Source organism: Uniformispora flossi, assembly GCF_049534875.1.
In the GTDB taxonomy this organism is placed as follows: Bacteria; Actinomycetota; Actinomycetes; order Streptomycetales; family Streptomycetaceae; genus Yinghuangia; species Yinghuangia aomiensis.
This window is the reverse complement of the sequence record NZ_JBMULZ010000013.1, coordinates 67,964-88,898: the sequence shown is the minus strand read 5'-3', so window position 1 is coordinate 88,898 and position 20,935 is coordinate 67,964. Positions and strand designations below refer to the sequence as shown.

The 20,935-nt window shown below is 72.7% G+C and carries 18 protein-coding genes; 13 read left to right on the top strand and 5 right to left on the bottom strand.

Going from position 1 to position 20,935, the window contains the following annotated elements:
• Positions 1-18 precede the first annotated feature (18 nt).
• Positions 19-849, bottom strand: coding sequence for an oxygen-binding di-iron domain-containing protein (locus ACPA54_RS25900; protein ID WP_423533617.1), 831 nt, complete (start codon positions 847-849; stop codon positions 19-21).
• 378 nt (positions 850-1,227) lie between these two features.
• On the opposite strand from ACPA54_RS25900, the gene ACPA54_RS25895 reads away from it, so the two are divergent.
• From ACPA54_RS25895 to ACPA54_RS25870, 6 genes are all read left to right on the top strand, one after another.
• Positions 1,228-4,803, top strand: a complete 3,576-nt coding sequence (locus ACPA54_RS25895) for an ATP-binding protein (protein ID WP_423533615.1) — start codon at positions 1,228-1,230, stop codon at positions 4,801-4,803.
• 142 nt (positions 4,804-4,945) lie between these two features.
• Positions 4,946-5,734 carry an SDR family NAD(P)-dependent oxidoreductase gene (locus ACPA54_RS25890; protein WP_423533614.1) on the top strand — a complete coding sequence of 263 codons (789 nt, stop codon included), beginning with the start codon at positions 4,946-4,948 and terminating at the stop codon, positions 5,732-5,734.
• A gap of 206 nt (positions 5,735-5,940) precedes the next feature.
• Positions 5,941-6,540: a hypothetical protein gene (locus ACPA54_RS25885; RefSeq protein WP_423533612.1), complete on the top strand. Its 600-nt coding sequence runs from the start codon at positions 5,941-5,943 to the stop codon at positions 6,538-6,540.
• Positions 6,541-6,618: 78 nt separating this feature from the next.
• Entirely contained in the window at positions 6,619-7,056 is a 438-nt protein-coding gene (locus ACPA54_RS25880) for a hypothetical protein (protein WP_423533610.1), read from the top strand.
• Between the two features lie 161 nt (positions 7,057-7,217).
• Positions 7,218-7,787 carry a DUF4240 domain-containing protein gene (locus ACPA54_RS25875; RefSeq protein ID WP_423533857.1) on the top strand — a complete coding sequence of 190 codons (570 nt, stop codon included), beginning with the start codon at positions 7,218-7,220 and terminating at the stop codon, positions 7,785-7,787.
• A gap of 590 nt (positions 7,788-8,377) precedes the next feature.
• On the top strand, positions 8,378-9,958 hold the full coding sequence (locus tag ACPA54_RS25870) for a hypothetical protein (RefSeq protein ID WP_423533608.1): 1,581 nt from the start codon (positions 8,378-8,380) through the stop codon (positions 9,956-9,958).
• Positions 9,959-10,123: 165 nt separating this feature from the next.
• Here the strand turns inward: ACPA54_RS25870 and ACPA54_RS25865 are convergent, their stop codons facing one another.
• Positions 10,124-12,703, bottom strand: coding sequence for an excinuclease ABC subunit UvrA (locus tag ACPA54_RS25865; protein WP_423533855.1), 2,580 nt, complete (start codon positions 12,701-12,703; stop codon positions 10,124-10,126).
• Between the two features lie 357 nt (positions 12,704-13,060).
• Here ACPA54_RS25865 and ACPA54_RS25860 point away from each other — a divergent pair, with 357 nt between their 5' ends.
• Together ACPA54_RS25860 and ACPA54_RS25855 are read left to right on the top strand one after the other, a co-directional pair.
• On the top strand, positions 13,061-13,840 hold the full coding sequence (locus tag ACPA54_RS25860) for a GntR family transcriptional regulator (protein ID WP_423533606.1): 780 nt from the start codon (positions 13,061-13,063) through the stop codon (positions 13,838-13,840).
• Positions 13,841-13,968: 128 nt separating this feature from the next.
• A complete protein-coding gene (locus tag ACPA54_RS25855) occupies positions 13,969-15,495 on the top strand; it encodes an MFS transporter (protein WP_423533604.1) in 1,527 nt (508 codons plus the stop codon).
• Positions 15,496-15,550: 55 nt separating this feature from the next.
• On the opposite strand, the gene ACPA54_RS25850 is transcribed toward ACPA54_RS25855, so the two are convergent.
• Positions 15,551-16,075 carry a CBS domain-containing protein gene (locus ACPA54_RS25850; protein WP_423533602.1) on the bottom strand — a complete coding sequence of 175 codons (525 nt, stop codon included), beginning with the start codon at positions 16,073-16,075 and terminating at the stop codon, positions 15,551-15,553.
• Positions 16,076-16,188: 113 nt separating this feature from the next.
• The gene (locus ACPA54_RS25845; RefSeq protein WP_423533600.1) at positions 16,189-16,761 is read right to left on the bottom strand and encodes a glycosyl hydrolase family 65 domain-containing protein; all 573 of its coding nucleotides are present in this window, start codon (positions 16,759-16,761) and stop codon (positions 16,189-16,191) included.
• Here ACPA54_RS25845 and ACPA54_RS25840 point away from each other — a divergent pair.
• The 4 genes from ACPA54_RS25840 (at position 16,736) to ACPA54_RS25825 (ending at position 18,822) form a co-directional block, all read left to right on the top strand.
• Positions 16,736-17,482 carry a zinc-binding alcohol dehydrogenase family protein gene (locus ACPA54_RS25840; protein ID WP_423533599.1) on the top strand — a complete coding sequence of 249 codons (747 nt, stop codon included), beginning with the start codon at positions 16,736-16,738 and terminating at the stop codon, positions 17,480-17,482. The two genes, ACPA54_RS25845 and ACPA54_RS25840, sit on opposite strands and share 26 nt — an antisense overlap.
• A gap of 174 nt (positions 17,483-17,656) precedes the next feature.
• Positions 17,657-18,061: a DUF7144 family membrane protein gene (locus ACPA54_RS25835; RefSeq protein ID WP_423533597.1), complete on the top strand. Its 405-nt coding sequence runs from the start codon at positions 17,657-17,659 to the stop codon at positions 18,059-18,061.
• 141 nt (positions 18,062-18,202) lie between these two features.
• A complete protein-coding gene (locus ACPA54_RS25830) occupies positions 18,203-18,478 on the top strand; it encodes a hypothetical protein (protein ID WP_423533595.1) in 276 nt (91 codons plus the stop codon).
• A gap of 62 nt (positions 18,479-18,540) precedes the next feature.
• Positions 18,541-18,822, top strand: a complete 282-nt coding sequence (locus ACPA54_RS25825; protein WP_423533593.1) for a hypothetical protein — start codon at positions 18,541-18,543, stop codon at positions 18,820-18,822.
• A gap of 95 nt (positions 18,823-18,917) precedes the next feature.
• Here ACPA54_RS25825 and ACPA54_RS25820 read toward each other — a convergent pair whose 3' ends face one another.
• Positions 18,918-19,637: a hypothetical protein gene (locus ACPA54_RS25820; RefSeq protein ID WP_423533591.1), complete on the bottom strand. Its 720-nt coding sequence runs from the start codon at positions 19,635-19,637 to the stop codon at positions 18,918-18,920.
• Positions 19,638-20,140: 503 nt separating this feature from the next.
• Here ACPA54_RS25820 and ACPA54_RS25815 point away from each other — a divergent pair.
• A complete protein-coding gene (locus tag ACPA54_RS25815; protein ID WP_423533589.1) occupies positions 20,141-20,881 on the top strand; it encodes a hypothetical protein in 741 nt (246 codons plus the stop codon).
• The last annotated feature ends 54 nt before the right edge of the window (positions 20,882-20,935 follow it).

The window sequence follows — 20,935 nt, the reverse complement described above, 5'->3', positions numbered from 1 at the left end:
CCCCCTCGGGTGGTGCGTTCAGCGCGCTGTTGCGGCCGCGGAGCCGAGTGCGGCGGCGAGGATGGCGTCCAGCAGTGGTTGGCCGGGCGCCGGCACGACGGGTGCGCCGGCCATGGCGTGGGTCATGGCGTAGGCGTGGTCGAGGAGTTCGCCGCGGAGTACGGGACCGTGGCAGGACGCCACGACCTCGACCGGCAGCTGCCGCAGCGTGTCGAGGTGGCGGCCGTACGCCACCGGGTCGAGCCAGCCGTGCCACGGGTTGGCCGTGCTGTTGAACGGGACGAAGGACGCGTCGAACATGCCCGGCGGGAGGTCGCGCGCCTCGTGGACCGGGCCCGGCGCCGGCGCGGCGAACGCGTCCGCGGCCCACATCACGCCGCTGGTGCCGTCGACGAGGCCGCGGGTCGCCGGGGAGTCGAACAGCGGCGGCAGCACCGCATGGAGCGTCCGGTCGCCGGCGTCGAGGCTCTCGCCCGGGTTCAGCCAGCGCATGCGGTGCAGCGGCATGTCGAAGTCGACGGAAAGCCGCTGCCAGGTCTGGAAGTCCGTGAGCAGCGTCGCCGACGGGCACTGGTCCAGGGCCTCGCGCAGGTTGCCGACGTGGTCGGTGTCGTCATGCGACACGAAGATCCATTTCACGTCCTCGGGCGCGACGAGACCGAACACGTCGGCCAGCCACTGCTCGCGGTGCAGCGGCGCCCCGGTGTCGACGACGACCGGCTCCCGCCCGGTGATCACCATCGAGTTCACGGGGACGAACCCGAGTTCCCCGGCCGGCACCAGATGCGGTACGAGATAGGTGTCCTGGGCGATCCGCTGCGGGCGGGTGCGGGGCGTGTCGGGGTGCATGGCGGCCTCCTGGGGCTCGGCGTGGGACGGGGTGTGCGGTGCGTCCGGGGGCAGCCCCGGACGGCACACCACGACTGTCTCGCCCGGTACCTACCGGCTGGTTACCGTGCACTTATCGGCGACCTATCGCGCACTTACCGCCCAGCTACGGCCCACCGACGTCGCCAACGGCGCACTTACCTCGCGCTTTCCTGCCGAGCCGCCGAGCCGCCGAGCTGCGGAGCTGCGGAGCTGCCGAGCCCCGGCAGGTGCCGCGCGCCAGGGGCGGTCGGCTGCCATCATGTGCGGCGGGGGAGGTACGCAAGGTCTGCAGGGCCCGCAGGGGGTGCGGGGCCTGCATGGGGGGCAAGGGGTGGGGGAGTGGCCGGGGAAAAACCTGTGCCGGGCATCGGTGTGCTGGGGACGCTGCGCGTGGCTGTCGGCGGCCGTGCGGCCGAGGTCGCCGGGAGGCGGGACCGGGGCCTGCTGGCGTTGCTGGCCGCGCGCTGCGGCGCCGCGGTCGCGGCCGAGCGCCTGGTCGACGAACTGTGGGGCGACGACGCGCCGCCGTCCGCGGCGGCCTCGCTGCAAGTCGCGGTGTCGCGGCTGCGCGCCGTTCTGGAACCCGGCCGCAAGCCGCGCGCACCCGCGGCGGTGCTCGTGAGCACGGAACGCGGCTACGCCTTGAGGCTCCCGGACGGCGCGCTCGACGCGCAGGTCTTCGCCCGGACGCTGGCCGAGGGCCACGCCCTGCTGCCCACCGACCCGGCGGCCGCGCTCGCCGCGTTGGACGCCGCGCTGGCGCTGTGGCGCGGCGACGCGTACGCCGACTTCCCGGACCTGGCCGCGCTGCGCGAGGACGCCGACCGCTTGGACGAACTGCGGTTGCTGGCCGCCGAATCGCGGCTGGATGCCCTGACGGCGTTGGGGCGACACGGCGAGGCCGCCGCGGACGCGGAATCCCTGGTCCGCCGCCACCCGTTCCGCGAGCGGTTCACCGAGCTGCTCGTGCTGTCGCTGTACCGCGGAGGCCGCCAAGCGGACGCGCTCGCCGCACTGCGCGCCGCACGGGCCCGTCTTGCCGAGGAGCTGGGCGTCGAACCGTCGCCCGCGCTGCGCAGACTCGAACGCGATGTCCTCGAACACGCGACGCACCTCGCAGACGGCATGTCATCCGCTGCCCGCACCCGGGACGCCGTGCCCGTGCCGGCGCCCGCAGAGACGACGCCACCCCACGACGTGCCGTCCGACCTGCCCACGGCGCGCACCCGGACCGCGGACTCCGGGGAGCCTGCCGCACGTGCTGCCGCGCCGCTGCCGCCGCCGCTGCCAGCGCTCGTCGGGCGAGACGCCCAGCTGGCCGCCCTGCACCGCGCCTTGGACGATGCGGCGGCGGCCCGGGGCGGCGTCGTGATCGTCAGCGGCGAACCCGGCATCGGCAAGACGCACCTGGTCGCCGAGTTCGCGCGCCGGGCGACCGCGAAGGGCGTCCGTACCGTGTGGGGCCGCTGCCACGAAGCCGATCCGGCACCCGCGTTCTGGCCGTGGACCGAGGTCCTGCGCGCGGTTCAGTCGCCGGCCCGGGCAGGTGCCTCGGGGCCCTCGTTGCTCGGCCGCGAGGCCCGCGGCCGGGGTCTCGACCTCGACCTGGATCCGGCGACGGCACCGCTGCGCGTGTACGAGGAGACAACCCGCCACCTGCTGGCCGTCGCCGGAGAGCAGCCGTTGGTCGTGGTACTGGAGGACCTGCACTGGGCGGACCCCTCGTCCCTGCACCTCCTGCAATACGCCGCCGAACCCCTGGCGCACACGCCCGTGCTGCTCGTCGCGACGCTGCGCGACACCGAGCGGCGCGAGAACACCGCGCTGGACGCGTGCCTGGCCGCCGTGGCCCGCACCCACCCGGTGCGGCTCCCTCTCGAAGGCCTGGGGCCGGCCGACACCCGGACGCTCGTCAGCCGCGTCGTCGGCGCCGACATCGACGACGCGACGGCCGCGGCCGTGTACCGGCGCGTGGCGGGAAATCCTTTCTTCACCCGCGAACTGGCCCGGCTCATGACCGGCCACACGGCCGCCGGGCCGACCCGCACGGCAGACCGCGTATCCGGCGGCCCCGCATCCGACCCGGACGGCACCGACACGTGCGGGCAACCGGGGACCGTCGCGCCGGGCATCGGGTGGGAGATCCCGGACGGCGTCCGCGACGTCGTCCGCCGACGGCTCGCCCCGCTGCCCACGGACGCCCGAACCGTCCTCCAGGCCGCCGCGGCATTCGGCCGTGACTTCGGCGCCGACCTCCTCATCCCGGTCGCCGGGCTCGACCTCGCGGCGGTCGCCGACGCTCTCGACACGGCCACCGGGCACGGCCTCCTCGACGAAGTGCCGTCCCCGCCCGGGCACTACCGGTTCACCCATGCCCTGGTCCGGGAAACCGTCTACGAAGACCTCGGCCCCGCCCGGCGGCGCGCCCTGCACGGCAGGATCGGCACCGCGCTGGAAGCCCGCCTCGGCGACGCCCCCGACCGGGCCGCCGAGATCGCCCACCATCTGCTCCTCGGCGCCCAACTCGACCCGGCACTGACCGAACGGGCGATCCTGCGGTGCGTCGCGGCGGCCCGGCACGCGGACGAGCAATTCGCCTACGACGAGGCCGGCGCCCTCTGGCGGCGCGCCGCGGACATCGTCGCGGCATCTCCCGAGACACCTCCGGCCCTCCGGTTCGACATCCTGCACGGCCTCGGCGTCGCGCTGCGCCGCACCGGCGACCTCGCAGGCTCGCGCGAAGTGCTGCGCGCCGCACTGACGTTGGCCCGGGACGTCGGCGAACCGGCGGACATGGCCGCCGCGGCCGTGGCGTTCGGCGGCCCGGAGCTGTGGAACTGGCGCGAGTACGCCGAAGTCGACCACGACGTCATCGCCGTCCTGGAGCACTGCCGCGCCGCGCTGCCGGACGGCGACCTGCACGCGCAGGTCACCGCGGGGCTCGCCGTGGAACTCGTCTACACGTGGGACGGCGAGCGCGCCGACCGGCTGTCGCTCGAAGCGGTCCGGCAGGCCCGCGCCGGCGGCGACCCGCAGACCCTGGGCTTTGCGCTGAGCTGCCGATTCCTGGCCATCTGGCGGCCGGGGACCGCCGTCGAGCGTCTCGCGATCGCCGAAGAACTGGCCACCGCCGCCCAGGCGACCGGCTCGCCGCACACCGGACTCGTCGCCCGCTTCCTCCGCGCCTGCGCGTTGCTCGAACTCGGCCGGACGGACGAAGCCGACGCCGACATCGCCCGCTGCGAAGACCTCGCGGCAGGCCAAGGCCAGACGAGCGCCGCGGTCCAACTGGCGTGGTGGCACTGCATGCGGCACATCATGGCCGGACGCGCCGCCGACGCGCGGGCGGGCATCCCCGGGGCGAACCGCCTGCACCGGCAGACGACCGTTGCCGGGCCCGACGAATGCGAGGGCACCCTCCGCGCCGAATCCGCGACCGCGGCCGGAACCCTCGCCGACGAACTGCCGGCTCTCGCGGACCTCGCGCGGCGGTCACGCCAGCCCGTCTTCCGTGCCGTGATCGCACGCGCCGCCCTGGCCGCGGGCGACCACGCGCTCGCCGCCGAACTCGTGCCCGAAGCGACCGACCCCACGGTATCCGGCACGTGGTCGTCGCTGGCCCTGGACTGCCTCCGTACCGAAGTCCTGGCCGGCCTCGGCCGCACCGCGGAACTCCCGGCGTGCATCGGCGTGCTCGCCCCTCACGCGGACGCGATCGCCCTCTACGGCAGCATCGACATGCTCGGCTCCGTCCGCCACTTCCTCGGCATCGCCACCGCCGCACTCGGCGACTCCGCCGCGGCGGCCGCGCACTTCACGGCCGCCGCGGCCTGCAACGACCGCATCGGCGCTCGCTTGTGGGCCGACCGCTCCCGCGCCCGCCTCGCCGCGCTCCGCGACGACGGCCGACGGGTGCCGCGAGGGGGGTCCTAGCCGGGGAGGACTCCGCCGACGAATCGGGGCGCCGTGCCCCGAGTACAGCCGGCAACCTGCACAGCCATCTCCCTTGCCGTCGCCGCTCGCCTGCTCTAGCTTCCGCAGCCCACCGGCTTCGGAACCCGCGGAGGACGTCGTCATGAGCAACAGGCTGCAGCGCAGGGTGGCATTGGTGACAGGGGGCGCGTCCGGTCTCGGCCTGGCCTGCGTCGAGCGTTTCACCGCCGAGGGCGCCACCGTGGTCGGCCTGGACCTGGGCAAACCCGAGGGCGCGTTCCCCGGCGCGGAGCTGATCGAGGCCGACGTACGGGACGAAGCAGCGGTAGCGGCCGCCGTCGAGCGGATCGCGGCCGAGCACGGGCGCCTCGACATCGTCGTCAACTCCGCCGGCGTCTCCGGCGGGGGAGTGGTGCACGCCCTGGAAACCGCCGAGTGGGACCGCGTCATCGACGTCAACCTCAAGGGCACCTTCCTCGTCGCCAAGCACGCGCTGCGCGTCATGATCGGCCGGCAATCCGGCAGCATCATCAACATCGCCAGCGTCGAGGGCCTCCAGGGCACCGAGGGCGGCAGCGCGTACAACGCGTCCAAGGGCGCGGTCGTGACCCTCACCAAGAACATGGCGATCGACTACGGGCGCGCGGGCATCCGCGTGAACGCGATCTGCCCCGGCTTCATCGACACGCCGATGTTCCGCGCCGTCATGGGCGCGGGCAACATGACCGCCTACCGCGAGCAGTACCGCGAGCTTCAGATGCTCGGGCGCTTCGGCCGCCCGGACGAGATCGCCGCGGCGGCGCTGTTCCTGGCGTCGGACGACGCGTCGTTCGTCACCGGCCAAGCGCTCGCGGTCGACGGCGGCTTCCTGGCCGGTACACGCACAGGCCTCAGCGACCTGATGGGGAAGGCGCTGGGCATCACCCCGTGACTGCCCGGCACGAGGTCTTCCGGCGGGCGCACCGCATGGAGATCGCCGACGATCCCGGCCAAGCCGAGAGACCCCGCAGGTCCGCTCGTGCGGCCGACGGACGGTGTCCAGCATCCGGGTGAAGCGGGCGCCCGGCGGGATTTCGGCTCGACGTGGCGGGAACGGGCACTGCGCTTCTGTCACCGTCTCATCGAGCGGAGCACCGCATGTTCGTCCAGGTGATTCAGGGCGGCGTTTCCGACGCCGCGGCGCTCAAGGCCGCGCTTGAGCGGTGGAAGACAGAGCTGGCCCCCGGGGCGGCGGGCTGGCTCGGGTCGACCGGCGGGGTGACCGACGACGGCAAGTTCATCGCCCTCGTGCGCTTCGAGTCCGTGGACGCGGCGCGGCGCAACAGCGAGCGGCCGGAACAGGCCGCGTGGTGGAACGACGTGTCGAGCCTGTTCAGCGACGTGGTCTTCCACGACTGCGCCGAGGTCGAAACGCACCGGGCGGGCGGCTCGGACAGCGCCGGTTTCGTCCAGGTGATCCAAGGACGCGTCACCGACATGCCGCGCATGCGGGCGCTGAGCCGGGAGATGGACGAGAAGTTCGGCGATTTCCGACCGGACGTCATCGGGGGAATCACCGCACTGCACGGCGACGGCGGGTTCACCGACAGCGTCTACTTCGTCTCGGAGGCGGAGGCCCGCGCCGGCGAAAGCCAGGAGGTGCCCGCCGAGCTGCGCGAGGTGTGGGACGCGTCGACCGCGTTGATGGAGGACGTGTCGTACTTCGACCTGCGGGATCCGTGGATGATGTCGCCTTGACGGTCGGCGTCCCGAGGTGTCCCTGGGCAGCAGCCGGGTGGATCATCCCCCGAGTCCTACGGAGCAGGGAGAAGCATCGTGAGCGACGCCGCGGGTGAACCCGGCGACGACGCCCATCGTCGTCCGGACGGTGTCGGCGACGACGCCATCGACGCCCTGGGCAGGGTGTCGGAGGCGTGGGAGTACACCGTCCGTGCCCGAGGGCACCTGTACGCGTTCCATCAGCTGACCGGAAGCGCCGACCGCATCCTGCACGACGCGGTCGCCATGCTGCGCAACGCCGGCCACCACGACGCGGCCGCATTCCTGGCAGCCGAGATAGCCGGCCGCAATGTGATTCCGGGCCACTGGACCTTTCAGATCGTCGAGGAGTACGACGACACCTACTACCGTCCGTTCGCCGACGCCGAGCAGCGCCTGCGAGACGACCTCGTGGGCGGTCGGCGCCACTTGCGCGAGGCGGAGCTGAAACGGCGCCTGCGTACCCGCGGCCACCCCGACCACACATGGGACTGACCGCAGGCCGTACATCTCCTTCATCCACAGCGCGGTACGGTCGCGGGTGGCGTCGCGGCACGACACCACCCGGCGGCCCGCCGGGCATGGCAGTGTGCCGGTCCGGCGCCGGCTATGCCGCAGGCATGGGGTACCCGCGCGCCTGGCAGACTCGGCCCGTGATGGATGTCGAGGAGTTCTGGGCTCTGATAGACGACGCGTGCGCCGAGGTCGACGCGCGGGAAGCGGACTTCGACGATCGGCGCGACGCGATCGAGCGCGCGTGCGAGGAGCGGCTCGTGGGCCGCACGCCTGCCGAGATCGTCGGGTTCTCGCTGCGCCAGTGGCAGCTGCGTGATCACGCTTACCGGTACGACCTGTGGGCGGCGGCGTTCCTCATCGAAGGCTGGTGGTCCGACGACGGGTTCATGGACTTCCGCGACGGCCTCATCTCGCTCGGCCGGAACTGGTACGAGCGCGCGCTCGCCGATCCGGACGCTCTCGCCGACCATCCGGCGGTGCGGGACGGCGGGGACGTGCTCATCGGGAACGAGGACTTCAACCGGGCGGCCCACCGGGCCTACCAGCGTCTCACCGGTGAACCGGACGGGCTCGACGCGGCGCTGGAGGCTTCCCCGGAAGCCGGTCCGCTCCGTGTCATGACCGAGCCGGCCGGAGTCCGGTGGGACGTCGCCGACGGCGACGAGGTGCGTCGTCGGCTGCCGCGCCTCGCCGGGATCTTTCTGGACTGACACTCCGGCGGTGGATCACCAACACGCCGACGGGCGCGGGTGTCGGCGCGGTGCCGCCAGGCGGCGGTGTTCGCGGCCAACTTGCGCGGGCGTGAGGCGGTGGCCCTCGGTAACGGCGTGGTCCCCCGACGAACCGGCTACCCTGCCCGAGCACGAGGCAGGCCGGGGGAGCGGATCGCCGACATCCGCGACGGCAGTCGTCCCCTTGATCGAACCCGGTCCGCCCCGAGCACCACACGACGCGCTCGGCCAATTAGTCTTCGTGCGTCATCTAGATGCCTGAGTAGGCTCCGCATCCGTCGAACGGTTGGGGAGCCCAGTTGTGCTTGTGAGGAACCTGTCATGAGTGAGCCGCGCGGGGGCGCCGGCCGGAACCATTTCGCTCGACCGTGCCGCCTGCGGTGGGATCCGTGCCGCGGCGGCCGGCGTTCGGACGCGTCGGCGGCCGCATCGTGACGGCGGCCGTCGGCACCGCCCCCGGCGAACGGCGCGGTGGTCGGCTTGGCCGGGTGCCCCGTCCGCGGCAGGGCGGGGACCGCGAGCCCGCGAAGCCGTCCGGTGCGTCCCCGTCCCGGTGGCGGATATGCCATGTGGCGGCTGCGCTTGTGCTGCCGCTGTATGTGGGATGGGGCCTCCTGTGGGCCACCGGGGGCGGTGATCTCGCGGCTCAGTACTCCTGGGCGGAGTTCGCCGTGCGGCATCCGGGAACTCCGTACGGCCTGTTCTGGTTCGGCGGGATCGACGTCGGCAGCTACAGCGTCCTCTCGCCACCGCTGATGGCATTGGTCGGGGTCCGTACGCTCTCCGTCCTCAGCGGGCTGGTCTCGACCTGGCTGTTGGCCGCGCTGCTGGTGCGCACCACCCGGAACGTGCCGACCTGGCCGGCGCTGATAGGGGCGCTGGCGCTGTGGGCCAACGTGGTCTCGGGCCGCGCCACGTTCGCTCTCGGTGTCGCCAGCGCGCTGGGCACCTTGCTGGTCCTCGTGGGGCGGCACACGCCCGTGTGGCGGCTCGTCGCGGGGGTCGCGGGGACGGGGCTGACCGTGCTGTTCAGCCCCGTCGCCGGCCTGTTCCTGCTCGTCGCGGGCGCGGGGTTCCTGCTCGACCGGCAGTGGGCGAGAGGCCTGGCTCTGATCGTACCGACGGGTGTGGTCGGCGGGTTGGTGGCCCTGTTGTTCCCGTCGCAAGGCCAACAGCCCATGGCTGCCGCGCGGATCATCCTGCCGGTCCTGGCCGGCGTCGTGGTGGCATTGACGGCACCGCGCGACTGGCGCGTGCTGCGGGCCGGCGGTGCGGTCTACGCCGTCGGCGTGGTGCTGACCTGGCTGATTCCTTCGCCGGTGGGCACCAACGTCGAGCGCCTGGGCGCGCTGTTCGGCGCGCCCGCGCTGCTGGCCATCTGGTTCGAGCGCAGACGGCGAAACCCGCAGCCCCTGCGGTCCTTGCTCCGCGTCGGTCGTGGCGCGTCCTTCCGCACGCGCTTCTGCGCCGCGGGGCTCGCGATGTGCGTGATCTGGACGGCGGTGGCGACGGCCCGAGACGTGGTGAATCACACGGATGTGCCCGGCTGGTCGCGGCACACCGCCGGGGTCATCGCCGAGTTGGACCGGCTGGGCGCGTACCGCGGCCGTGTCGAAGTGGTCCCCACCGGCTCGCACCGCGAGGCCCGGGTGTTCGCCCAGTACTTCCAGGCGGTGCGCGGCTGGAACCGCCAACTCGACATGGAGCGAGGCCGGCTGTTCTACGCCGACGAGCTGGACGCGGCCAGCTATCGGGCGTGGCTGAACGACTGGGCGGTCGGCTACGTCGTCCTGCCGCACGCCCCGCCGGACAGCTACGCCAAGACCGAGGCCGCGTTGATCCGGTCCGGCCGCCTGGGCTCCTGGCTGCAGCCGGTCTGGAACGACACCTATTGGACCGTCTTCCGCGTCCAGGACGCCGTGCCCCTGGCCACCGCCCCCGCCGAAGTGGTCCGGGCCGGCGACGCCGACATCGTGCTCACCATGCCCCGCCCGGGCACGGTCACGGTGCGTGCCGCCTACTCGCATTGGCTGTATGCCGACGGTGCCTGCCTGCGTGCGAGCGGCCCCTGGATACAACTGACCGCTTCACGCCCCGGGACCTACCGGATCACCTCCAGCTACTTCCCCCCGGACGACTGCGAAACGTGAGGGTCTGCGGCCGACCGGCAGGGCCACCGCACGCGAGACTTCCCGGGCGGCAAGCCGGCTGGGTGGTCCCTGCCGCGGGGCTGCCGCGCCGCCGGCGGACCGCCGGTGCGCCCCCGCCGCCGAGCACCGGCAGGGGGCGTGCACCGCCCGCCTGGCACGGCCCGGTCAGCCCGCGGATTTCGGTCGGGACCCGGCTCGGATGTGGTGGCGGAGGTGCGACACGGTCAGGGAGCCGGTCCCGGGTGCGGAGGCCAGGTCTTTCGGCGGGCCTTCGGCCACGAGGCGTCCGCCGTCGTCGCCGGCCCCGGGCCCGAGGTCGACGAGCCAGTCCGCGGCGGCGATGGTGCGCAGGTCGTGTTCGACGACGACGACCGTGTTGCCGGCGTCGACGAGGTGCTGCAGGCGGGCCACCAGCAGGTCGATGTCGGCCGGGTGCAGCCCGCTGGTCGGCTCGTCCAGCAGGTACAGGGTGTGGCCGCGCGGCGCACGGTGCAGCTCGCTGACCAGTTTGATGCGTTGGGCCTCGCCGCCGGACAGGGTCGTGGCGGACTGCCCGAGGGTCAGGTAGCCCAGGCCGATGTCGGACAGCAGCCGCAGAATCCGGTTGGCCGGCGTCAGGTCGGCGAGGAAGACGGCGGCGTCGTCCACCGTCATCGCCAGCACGTCGGCGATGGTCTTGCCGGCCACGCGGACGGTCAGCGTCTCGGGGTTGTAGCGCGCCCCTTCGCAGACCGGGCAGGGGGCCGTCGCGGTGGGCAGGAACAGCATCTCGATGCTGACCACGCCGTCGCCGAGGCAGCGGGGGCAGCGGCCGGCGGGGACGTTGAAGGAGAACCTGCCGGCGGTGAAGCGGCGCTTCTTCGCCTCCGGCTGGGCGGCGAACAGCGCCCGGACGCTGTCGAACAGGCCGGTGTACGTGGCCAGGTTCGAGCGAGGCGTGCGGCCGATGGGCTTCTGGTCGACGCGTACCAGCCGGTCCACGGCGTCCAGCCCGTCGGCCGCGGCGACCGTCACCACGTCGTCGTCGAGGCTCCACACCGCGTCGCCCGCCGACGGCTCGGTGGGACCGGCCGCTCCGGGACCGATCTCGACGGTCTCGTCCTCGTCGCCCGCGGAAGGCTCGATCCGCAGGTGCCGGCGCACGGTCTCGGCCAGAGCCCGCTCGACCAGCGTGGACTTCCCCGAACCGGAAACCCCGGTGACGGCGGTGAGCGTGCCCAGCGGGAAGGACACCGCCAGATCCCGGAGGTTGTGCCCCGTCACGCCTTCCAGGCGCAGCCGCCCCCGCGGTTCGCGGGGCGCCTCGGGATGCGGGGCGACGGCCGCCCCGGGACGCAGATACCGCGCGGTCACCGACCGGTCCGCGGAACCGATGCCGTCGGCCGTGCCGTTGTACAGGACCTCGCCTCCGAAGCGGCCGGCGCCCGGGCCGAGGTCCACGATCCAGTCCGCGGTCGCGATCACCTGCGGGTTGTGCTCGACGACGAACACGCTGTTCCCGGCCCGGCGCAGCCGGCGCAGCGCGGCCAGCAGCATCTCGGTGTCGGCGGGATGCAGCCCGGCCGAGGGCTCGTCCAGGACGTACAGCACGCCGAACAGCCCGCTGCGCATCTGGGTCGCCAGGTGCAGCCGCTGCAACTCGCCGGCCGACAGCGTCGAGGTGGTGCGGCCCAGCGCGAGATAGCCCAGCCCGACGTCGATGAGCGTCCGGACCTGGCTGCGCAGACCGTTCGTCAGGGCCTGCGCGGCCTGGCGGCGCTCGGCGGGGAGGAGCGCCGTGTCCGGATGCGCCGGGACACCTTCGAGGAACGTCGCCAACTGCGACAGCGGCATGGCGTTGGTGACGGTGATGTCCTGCCCGCCCACCGTCACCGCCAGCGCTTCGGGATTCAACCGCCGCCCGTCGCAGGCGGGGCACCGGTCGTCGGTCAGGAACGCGGCGGCCCGCGCGCGCATGGCCGCCGACTTCGTCGTGGCGAACGCGTGCAGGACCCAGGAGCGCGGGCTGGTGTACGTGCCCTCGTAGGAGCCTTCGTAGCCTTCGCCGCGGTCCGGATACACCGTGACCGTCGGATGCTCCTCGGTGGTCAGCAGCCACTCCCGCTGCTTCTTCGGCAGCGTGCGGAACGGCACGTCGACGTCGATGCCCAGGACGTCGAGGATGTCCCGGTAGTTCTTGCGCGCCCACCCGAACGGCCACGCGGCGATCGCCCCGTCGCGGATGCTCAGATCCGGATCGCCCACCAGCAGCGATTCGTCCACGCGGTGCAGCCGCCCCAGCCCGTGACAGGTCGGGCAGGCGCCGGCGGCCGTGTTCGGGGAGAAGGCGTCGGAGTCCAGCGGTGCCGCGTCCCGGGGGAAGGTCCCCGCCAGATCGCCGGGTCCGCGTCCGACCGGGTACGTGCCGGCCCGCGAGTACAGCATCCGCAGGACGTTCGACAGCCGGCTGACGGTCCCGACCGTCGACCGCGTGCTCCCGGCGCTGTGCTGTTGACGCAGCGCGACCGCCGGCGGCAGCCCGGTGATGTCGCCGACCCGCGGCGCCGGCCCCTGGTCGATCAGCCGTCGCGCATAGGGCGCGACCGACTCCAGGTAGCGCTGCTGGGACGAGGCGAAGATCGTCGCGAACGCCAGTGACGACTTCCCGGACCCCGACACCCCGGTGAACGCGACGATCCGGTCCCGGGGGATCGCGACGTCGACGTGCCGCAGGTTGTGCTCGCTCGCGTCCCGGACCCGGATCATCGGGTCCGGCGCCGCGGCGTCGTCGTCGGGGGGCTGCGTCGCGTCCGGCCGGTCTCCGGAGGCCGCATCACCCTCGCGGGTGCGCCTGTTCCGCCTGCCCGCGTCAGTAGGGCCCATATTCGGGATGCTAGGCGCGCATCCCCCAGGGCGCTCCGTGGCCGGGCATCCGGGCTACGCCACGGCGCCGAGCCGTGCGCGCGGCGTTCGGCCGTGGCGGAGGTTTCCCGGCCCGCAGCGAAACCGCAGGTCGGAGCATCGTTGCAGGTCAGAGGGGGTGGCGTAACGTGCCGGAAATGCGCGGCTCCTAGGCTGGACGGCGAAAGACACCGTTCTGTACCGGAAAGCGAAGGGCTGTCCATGGCGGACGAAGCAGCGGGGGAGCCGGGCGGCACCGCGGTGCCGCTGCGTGCGGATACCGCGCGGCGGATCGCCGGAGTGCTGCGCCGGCAGATCCTCCGCGGCGCGTTCGGATCCGGGCTGCTGCCCGACGAGCGAGCCCTGGGGGTCGAGTTCGCCGCGTCCCGCAACGCCGTCCGGGACGCCTTGCGCGTGCTGGCCGACGAAGGCCTGGTCGAGCGGCGCCGGGGTGTCGGCACCGTCGTCCGGTCCCGCCCGTACCGCCATCCGATCGACGAACTCGCCGGTCTGGCCGAGGCGTTGCGGCGACACGGCCAGGTGGAGAACCGGGTCCGCGCCGCCCACCGGCTCCCGGCCCCACCCGCCGTGGCCCATCGCCTGCAACTGCTCCCGGACCACGAGGTCGTCTACCTCGAACGGCTGCGGCTGCTCGACGGGCAGCCGGTGTCGCTGGACTGCACGTATCTGGCGCCCGAGGTCGGCACGCCGCTGCTGCGACTGCCCTGGCGGGAACTGGAGGACAACGACGTCTTCCACCTCATCGAGACCGTATGCGGCCACCCCCTGGGCACCGCGGACGTCACCGTGCAGGCCGTGACCGCCGACGCCGCCACCGCGCGCGTCCTGGGCATGCCCGCACCCGGCGCGGTGCTCCTCGTCGAGCGCCTGACCCGGCTCGGCGGCGGGCGCCCGGTGGACCTGGAGTACCTCCACGTGCGCGGCGACCGCATCTCGCTGCACGGCACCCTCGCCCGCGGCGGGCAACCGCCGCGGACCTAGGCACTTCCGGCCGGACCCCGCCGGCTGACCTCTTCCTCGCTTCCCACCACGACGGACCGCCCCGGAGTCCGCCGCGCGGCTCGTGCGTGCCCGCGCCCGGCCGCGTCGCCGACCCCTGGAGCACCGCCATGGATATCCGCCTGCGCCCGTTCGCCGACACCGCCCGCCCGGCCGCATCCGCCGCCTCGCCACGGCACGGCCGCGGACTGCTGACCTTGGCGGCGGGGCTGTGCGTGACGCTGGTCGTCGGCGCGGTCTCCGCCGTCAACCTGGCCATCCCGGCACTGTCCACCGGGCCGTCGGCACCGTCCGCCCGCGAAGTGCTGTGGGCGGTGGACGGCTATGTCGCCGTCTTCGCATGCCTTCTCGTCCCGGCCGGTGCCCTGTCGGACCGTGTCGGCCGAAAACGCGTGCTGCTGACGGGCCTTGGCCTGTTCACCGCCGGCTCGGCGATGTGTGCGTGCGCGCCCGGCATAGGGCAGTTGATCGCGGGCCGGGTCGTCAGCGGTGTCGGGGCCGCCGGAATCCTGCCCAACACCCTCGCCTTGATGACCCACGGAGTCTCGGGCGCGGTCCGGCAGCGGGCCGTGGCCGTGTGGGCGTCGATGACCGGACTGGCCGCGGTCGCCGGCAACATCGGCGGCGGAGCCGCACTCGAACTCGGCTCGTGGCGCACGCTGTTCGTCGCCATGGCAGTGCTCGGGCCGTTGGCTGCGGGCGTCGTCGCCATCGCGGCGCCCGCACCGCCTCGCCACCACCGCAGCCTTCCGGCCACCGGCACGTGCCTGCTGGCCGGGGGAGTGCTGGCACTGCTGTACGCGATCCTCGGCGGTTCCGAAAGCGGTTGGTCGAGCCCGTCGATCGTCGGCGCGGCCGTCGCGGCCTGCCTCGCGCTGGTGGCCTGGGCCATCCACGAACTCCGCGTGCCGCAGCCGCTGTTGGACCCTCGCCTGTTCGTCCGCCCGGCGGTCGGGGCAGGTGCCTTCGGTATGGCCGTGGTGTTCCTCGGCCTGTTCGGCCTGCTGTATATCAACGGCCAATACCTTCAGTACACCAAGGGCTACGGGCCGTTGTCCGCCGGACTCCGCCTTCTCCCGATGGCCGCCGCCCTCCTGGCCGGACCACGCTGCGCGCCGCTGGTGCGCCGCATGACCGGAGCACGCACGACCGTCTGCCTGGGCATGCTCGTCATGGCCACGGGGCTCGGCGTCGTGGCCACCGTCACCCCGGACACGCCCTACTGGCGGTACGCCGCCGGCGTGACCGTCACCGCGCTCGGCTGCGGAATCGCCACGCCGGTCCTGTCCCACGCCATCGTGGTCGCGCTCCCGGAGGAACGCGCCGCCGCCGGCTCCGCGCTGCAAAGTCTCAGCCGCGAACTGGGGAGCGCCCTGGGCATCGCCGTCACGGGCAGCGTGATGGCCGGCGCCTTCGTCCGACGCCTGCCCCCGGCGATCGGGGACGGCGGCAACCCGCCCACCACCGTTCCGGCAGCCCTGGCCCGACCCGGCGGGGCGGTCGCCGAGCCCGCGATCACCCACGCCTTCACCGGTGCGCTCGGCGTCGCCATGCCGGTGCTCGCGGTGCTCACCGCGGCCTCCGCGGCCCTGCTGGCCGGGTGGTTCCCCCGCAACGTGGCGGAGACCCGGGACTGAGCGGCGCCGACGAACGCCGCCGCCGCGGCAGGGCCGAACTACCCGGTCGCCGGGGTCAATCGTCGAACGGGTACGGCAGGACAGGTTCGAGGCTGAACATCACCGGGCCGGTGCCGGCGGTCCGGCGCGGGCGACGGGGCCGGCCGGCCAGGACGGCGACCAGGTCGCGGGCGGTCAGCAGACCGACGAACGTGCCGGCGGAGTCGAGCACGGCCAGCGCATCCACGCCCAGCTCGGTCATGTGCGCGGCGGCCCGGGTCACCGGCGTGTCGTCGTGCACCAAGGGAGGACGGTGCCCGGCGACCAGTTCGTCGGCGTAGCGCTCGCTGAGCGAGGCGGCGGGCTGGGCGCAGACGACGGCCAGGTCGGAGCGTTCGACCAAGCCGATGCACCGCCCCTCGCCGTCCACGACCGGCAAGTGGTGGAATCCGGTGCGCTCGAGGATTTCCCAGGCCATCAGCACGGACTCCTCCTTGCCGACGGTGACCAGCGCGACGCTCATCACGTCGCCGACGCGGACGTCCCCGGGGCCTTCCGACGATGCGGCCGGGGGTGCGGTCGAGGTGTCCGGAGTGTTCATGAGAGCCACCTCCGTGGCGGGCGTCGTGGAGACACTTCCAGGATGAACCCCGGCACGTCCGGTGGGGTGGGGCCGAACGGCCCGCGTCCCGTTCTCCCGCCGCGGCGGGGTGCTCACGCTCGCGGCGGCAGCGCGACCCGCCGGCTGCCGCCCGCTTCGACGACGCGTTCCTCCGTCCCGACACGTACCCGGATCGGGGCCGACTGGCCGTGCCCGAGGGATACGGACACGCCGCGGTGGGAGACGTGCACGCGGACACCCCAGTGGTCCCGGTACCGGAGGTGGAACTCCAACGGACCCACGTCGGGCGGCAGCACCGGATCGAGGACGAGGACGTCGTCGCGGACTTCGAGGCCAGGGTACCCGCGGCTCAGCAGGTCCAGGCAGCCGGCCATGGCGCCCAAGTGGATGCCTTCGGCCGTGGTGCCGCCTTGGACGTCGTACACGTCGGAGGCCAACGCCTCGCGCAGGAACCGCCCCGACGCGGCCCGGTCGCTGCGGGCCAGGACCCACGCGTGGACGACCGCGCTGAGCGTCGACCCGTGGGCGGTGCGCTGCAGGTAGTAACGCATCGTGCGGTCGAAGGCGTCGGTGTCGACGTCGTAGCCCAAGTGTGCGAAGAGGCCGGCGAGTTCGGCGGGCGGGAACAGGTAGGCGAGCATGAGCACGTCGGCCTGCTTGCACACCTGCGGGGAGTGCAAGTACTGCGCGGCGGGGCGCGAGAACCTGTGCCCGAACTCCGCGTACACGGGCTGGGACGCGGACGGCGGGTTCGCGGAACATGCTCTCGTCCCCGAGGAGTTCGCCTACCCGCTGCCGAACGGCACGGACCCGGAGCGCCTCGCCCCGCTGCTGTGCGCCGGAATCATCGGCTACCGCGCCCTCGAACGCGCCGAACTCCCGCCCGGTGGCCGCCTCGGCATCTACGGCTTCGGCGCCTCCGCGCACCTGGCCGCCCAAGTCGCACTCTCCCGAGGCGCCACCGTCCACGTCATGACCCGCGCCGAACCGGCCCGCCGCCTCGCCCTCGCCCTCGGCGCCGCGTCCGCCCAGGACACCTACGACCCACCACCCGAACTCCTCGACTCCGCAATCATTTTCGCCCCGGTCGGCGACATCGTCCCGGCCGCCCTCGAAGCCCTGGACCGCGCGGGGACCCTCGCCCTCGCCGGCATCCACCTCACCGACGTGCCCGTGCTCAACTACCAGCGGCACCTCTTCCAGGAACGCCAGATCCGCAGCGTCACCGCGAACACCCGCCACGACGGCACCGAATTCCTGCGCACGGCGGCCGACATCGGCCTTGAGGTGACGACGACGCCCTACCCGCTCGCCCGCGCCGACCGGGCTCTTGCCGACCTCGCCGCCGACCGGGTGCACGGTGCGGCGGTACTGCTCCCTGACTGAGCCGTTTGCTTGCCCCGGCACCGGAGAATCGGCTGTCGGGCCACCGCGGCGGTGGCGTGGACATCGGGGCGCATCAGATCGCCGGGGAGGCTGCGGTCGCCGTGTTCCACCGGAAAGGTCAGTGTGGAACGACAGGGTGTCGACCCGAGCCTCGACGTACAAGGAGGCGACACCATGGCCACGCATACTCAGCGAACAGGCGGGGCGGGCGCGTCAGGTTGGACCGCGGTTGCCGCGGTGCTGATGACGATCGGCGGGGTGCTGGCGGTCTTCCAAGGCATCGCGGCCATCGCGAAGGACGACATCATCGTCAAGACGCGGAACTACTCCTTCGCGTTCAGCTCGACCGGCTGGGGCTGGATCCACCTGATCCTGGGGATCGTCATCTTCCTGGCGGGCATCGCGCTGTTCAGCGGCGCCGCCTGGGCCCGCTTCCTCGGGGTACTCCTGGCCGGGCTGAGCGTGATCGCCAACTTCACCTGGCTGCCCCACTACCCGGTGTGGTCGATTGTGGTGATCGCCATCGACGTCGCCATCATCTGGGCCCTGTGTACCGGCCCGAGCCGCAGCAACTGGTGAAACGCGTCAGGCTCGGCAAGCAGCGGCTAGCGACCAGCCGGTGCGGGGACCTTCGGCAGCGAAAACGCGGCCCGTGGGGTCCTGTCACACATTTGCCGGTCTTGTGGTGCGGGACGCCGGAAAGTGGCGGACTGTGGAGTGGTGAAGAACAACCACTCATCGCACCGGCTCGACGTCGACACCCGTCTCGTCACGGTGGGCACCGCGCTCACCGCCGCGGGCTCGATCGTTGCGCTGACCGGCCTTGCCCTCACCGCATCCGCGCTGCTCGGCGCGGCGCGCAAAATGATTCGGGACATGGAAACCTCACCCGGCGACATGGCGGGCGCGAGGCTGCGGCAAGCCAAGCACGCGTCTCGGGCGGGGCTGGCGGCGTGGCAGGAGGCCGCGGACGGCCATGCGGCCAGACACACGTAGACAACGGAGAACCGTTCTGCCGTGAGGGTGTCCGGCGGCAGTGCGCCTCGGAAGTGATCATCATGGTGGGCATCGTTCTGTACGGGGTCGTGGTCCTGTCGATGGTTGCCACCGCCGAATGGATGCGCCGACGCCGCCGTCGTCGTCCGGAGGCGGAATCCGCGGCCGACGGGGACACCGCCCTCGATGCCGGGGCGGCCGACTTGGAGCAGAGTGAACGTGTACTCGTCGAGGCCCGCCGTGCCGACGCCCTCGACCGGTCGGCCTATCGCGAAGCGATGAGCCGTTTGGCGGCTCTGGACGACGCACGCCGCCCGGTCCGGGTGCCTCCGGCGCGGAACTGACGGAGAAGCCGTCGTGCCGGGAAGCCCCGTCGGATATCCGACGGGGCTTCGGCGTTCCTGCGGCGGGAGCTACTTGCCGTAGCTATCTTCTGGAGCTATTTGCTGTTGAGCGACGTGTTGTTCCACCAGCCCTGGCGGCCGGCGGTGAAGGTGACGGTGCGGTCGCCGATCCGGCCTTCGTAGGTGGTGCCGGTGGTCAGGGGACTCTTCTGCAGGACGCCGTGGGCGTCCTTGATCGCGGGGACGGTGACGGTCGCCGCCGGGAAGAGGTCGCTTGCCTCGAAGCCCTTCGGGTTCACGGTGGTGATCACCTCGTCCCAGTTCGGGGCGGCGGCCAGCCGGTGGGCGAGGTGGACCTCGTCGTCGCGGCCGAAGGCGAGACAGGTCAGGTAGTCGGGGTAGGAGCCGTCGGGGTCCAGCGGCACGTAGTGGACCACGTCCTGCTTGCGGCAGGTGGCGTCGACGGCGGGGAGCAGCGGGGTGAACGTGCGTCCGCCCGAGGCGTCGACGGTGACGCGTTCGAGTTCGACGGGCAGGGAGGTGCGGGTGCCGTCGACGATCTCGCTGAGCGGCCAGTGGCCCTCGGTGAAGAGCGAGTAGTAGACCTGCTGGTTCTCGTGTTCGGCGAGGTCGGCGAGGTAGAGCGACCGCAGCTGGTCGGGCAGGCCGAAGGTGGTGATCATCTGGAAGGCGTGGATCGGGACGTAGTAGAGGCCGAGGTGGTAGCTGAAGATCGTCTTCTTGCCGATCAGCAGGAACCGGTGGCCGTGCCGCGGGGCGGCGGAGTCGGCGTCGGCGGTGAGGTCGGTGTGCATGCGGGGGTCTCCTCAGCGGTGGGGGAGCGGCGGCGTCGCGACGGCCGGCCGACCGGGTGCCCGGACCGCGGCTCGTCGAGGGTGATGAACACGCCGTCCTCCTCCCGCGGTTGGCGTACGCCGGAGATCGGCAGCGCCGCGCGCACATCGTGACGAACGGCGAGCCCGGCATGCAACCAAACAGATGGACTTTCACTCGCAGGGTGCAGCGCTGCGGCTTCTGTTCGAGAGCCAGGACGCGGATGCCGGCCGGCGGTGCCGGCGGATGGGCGCCGGATGCAGGGGAGTCCATCGGGTGCTCCGCGTAGTCGGGGCCGAACGTCGCGTCCGCGGTGACTCCTCGAAGGCAGGGCGAACTGCTGCTGGGAAATACACCGCGTATACAATATCAATTGTACGGTGAAGCGGTCGGTGTGCTGCAGCGGACGAGGACGCCACGTGGGACAGCCGGACAGGCGAAGCCCCGATGACCGAGGCGATGTGCGCATAGGGGAGGGAACCCTGTGACGAACGACAAGATCTATATCCACGAGTTCATCGACATCATCGGCCACAACCGTGCCAACTACATGCACCACATGACCGCGAACTGGAGCCCTATCGCCCAGGACGAGCGGCACCAGCTCTGCTACGGCGTCTGGGGCGTCGTCGGCACCACCCGCGACTGGCCGTCCGTGGTCAACATCTGGGAGGAAGACGGCTTCGACGGCATGGCCGCGTCCTTCCGCCACGAGTTCAGCGGAGCCGCCCTCCAGGACCCCAAGCTGGCGAACTGGTGGGCGGAAGCCGCCAAGTTCCGCTCGCACGGCGAGGACCGGCTCCTGGTCCCCGCGCCGTGGACGCGCACCATCGAGGAGCTGTGCGCGGACGGCGTGCGCGGCGAGACGTATGCCCACGAGCAGATCCGTACCACGCCCGGCAAGGCACGCGAGTTGCTCGAACGGGTGGCGGAGGGCGGCGAGCCCCTGCTGTCGGAGTACGGCTGGGTGCTCGCGGGCGCGTGGGAGACCGCGATGACCGGTGACTCCGAGGTGTTCCTGCTGTGGGCGATTCCGACGTGGGAGCAGTGGGCGGAGGCGGAGAAGGCCGAACGCGCCGACACGAAACTGGCCCGCTGGCGCCGGGACTTCCACGGCCGGATCGGCTCCCTCCACCGCTTCCTGCTGGCGGACTCCGAACTCTCGCCGTTCCGGACCGGCCGGCAGCCGAGGCGCGAGGACCGCAAGACCGACTGGACCGAGTGACTCCGAGCCGGTCGACGCCGCCCCGGCCGCGGGCGCGCGGTCGTCCGGACTCTC

What these genes read in the sequence shown, in the direction of transcription:
- ACPA54_RS25900 (WP_423533617.1), bottom strand. Translation starts at nt 849, where the DNA reads ATGCACCCCGACACGCCCCGCACCCGCCCGCAGCGGATCGCCCAGGAC.
- ACPA54_RS25890 (WP_423533614.1), top strand. Translation starts at nt 4,946, where the DNA reads ATGAGCAACAGGCTGCAGCGCAGGGTGGCATTGGTGACAGGGGGCGCG.
- ACPA54_RS25885 (WP_423533612.1), top strand. Translation starts at nt 5,941, where the DNA reads ATGTTCGTCCAGGTGATTCAGGGCGGCGTTTCCGACGCCGCGGCGCTC.
- ACPA54_RS25875 (WP_423533857.1), top strand. Translation starts at nt 7,218, where the DNA reads ATGGATGTCGAGGAGTTCTGGGCTCTGATAGACGACGCGTGCGCCGAG.
- ACPA54_RS25865 (WP_423533855.1), bottom strand. Translation starts at nt 12,703, where the DNA reads ATGATCCGGGTCCGGGACGCGAGCGAGCACAACCTGCGGCACGTCGAC.
- ACPA54_RS25860 (WP_423533606.1), top strand. Translation starts at nt 13,061, where the DNA reads ATGGCGGACGAAGCAGCGGGGGAGCCGGGCGGCACCGCGGTGCCGCTG.
- ACPA54_RS25855 (WP_423533604.1), top strand. Translation starts at nt 13,969, where the DNA reads ATGGATATCCGCCTGCGCCCGTTCGCCGACACCGCCCGCCCGGCCGCA.
- ACPA54_RS25850 (WP_423533602.1), bottom strand. Translation starts at nt 16,075, where the DNA reads ATGAACACTCCGGACACCTCGACCGCACCCCCGGCCGCATCGTCGGAA.
- ACPA54_RS25840 (WP_423533599.1), top strand. Translation starts at nt 16,736, where the DNA reads ATGAGCACGTCGGCCTGCTTGCACACCTGCGGGGAGTGCAAGTACTGC.
- ACPA54_RS25835 (WP_423533597.1), top strand. Translation starts at nt 17,657, where the DNA reads ATGGCCACGCATACTCAGCGAACAGGCGGGGCGGGCGCGTCAGGTTGG.
- ACPA54_RS25825 (WP_423533593.1), top strand. Translation starts at nt 18,541, where the DNA reads ATGGTGGGCATCGTTCTGTACGGGGTCGTGGTCCTGTCGATGGTTGCC.
- ACPA54_RS25820 (WP_423533591.1), bottom strand. Translation starts at nt 19,637, where the DNA reads ATGCACACCGACCTCACCGCCGACGCCGACTCCGCCGCCCCGCGGCAC.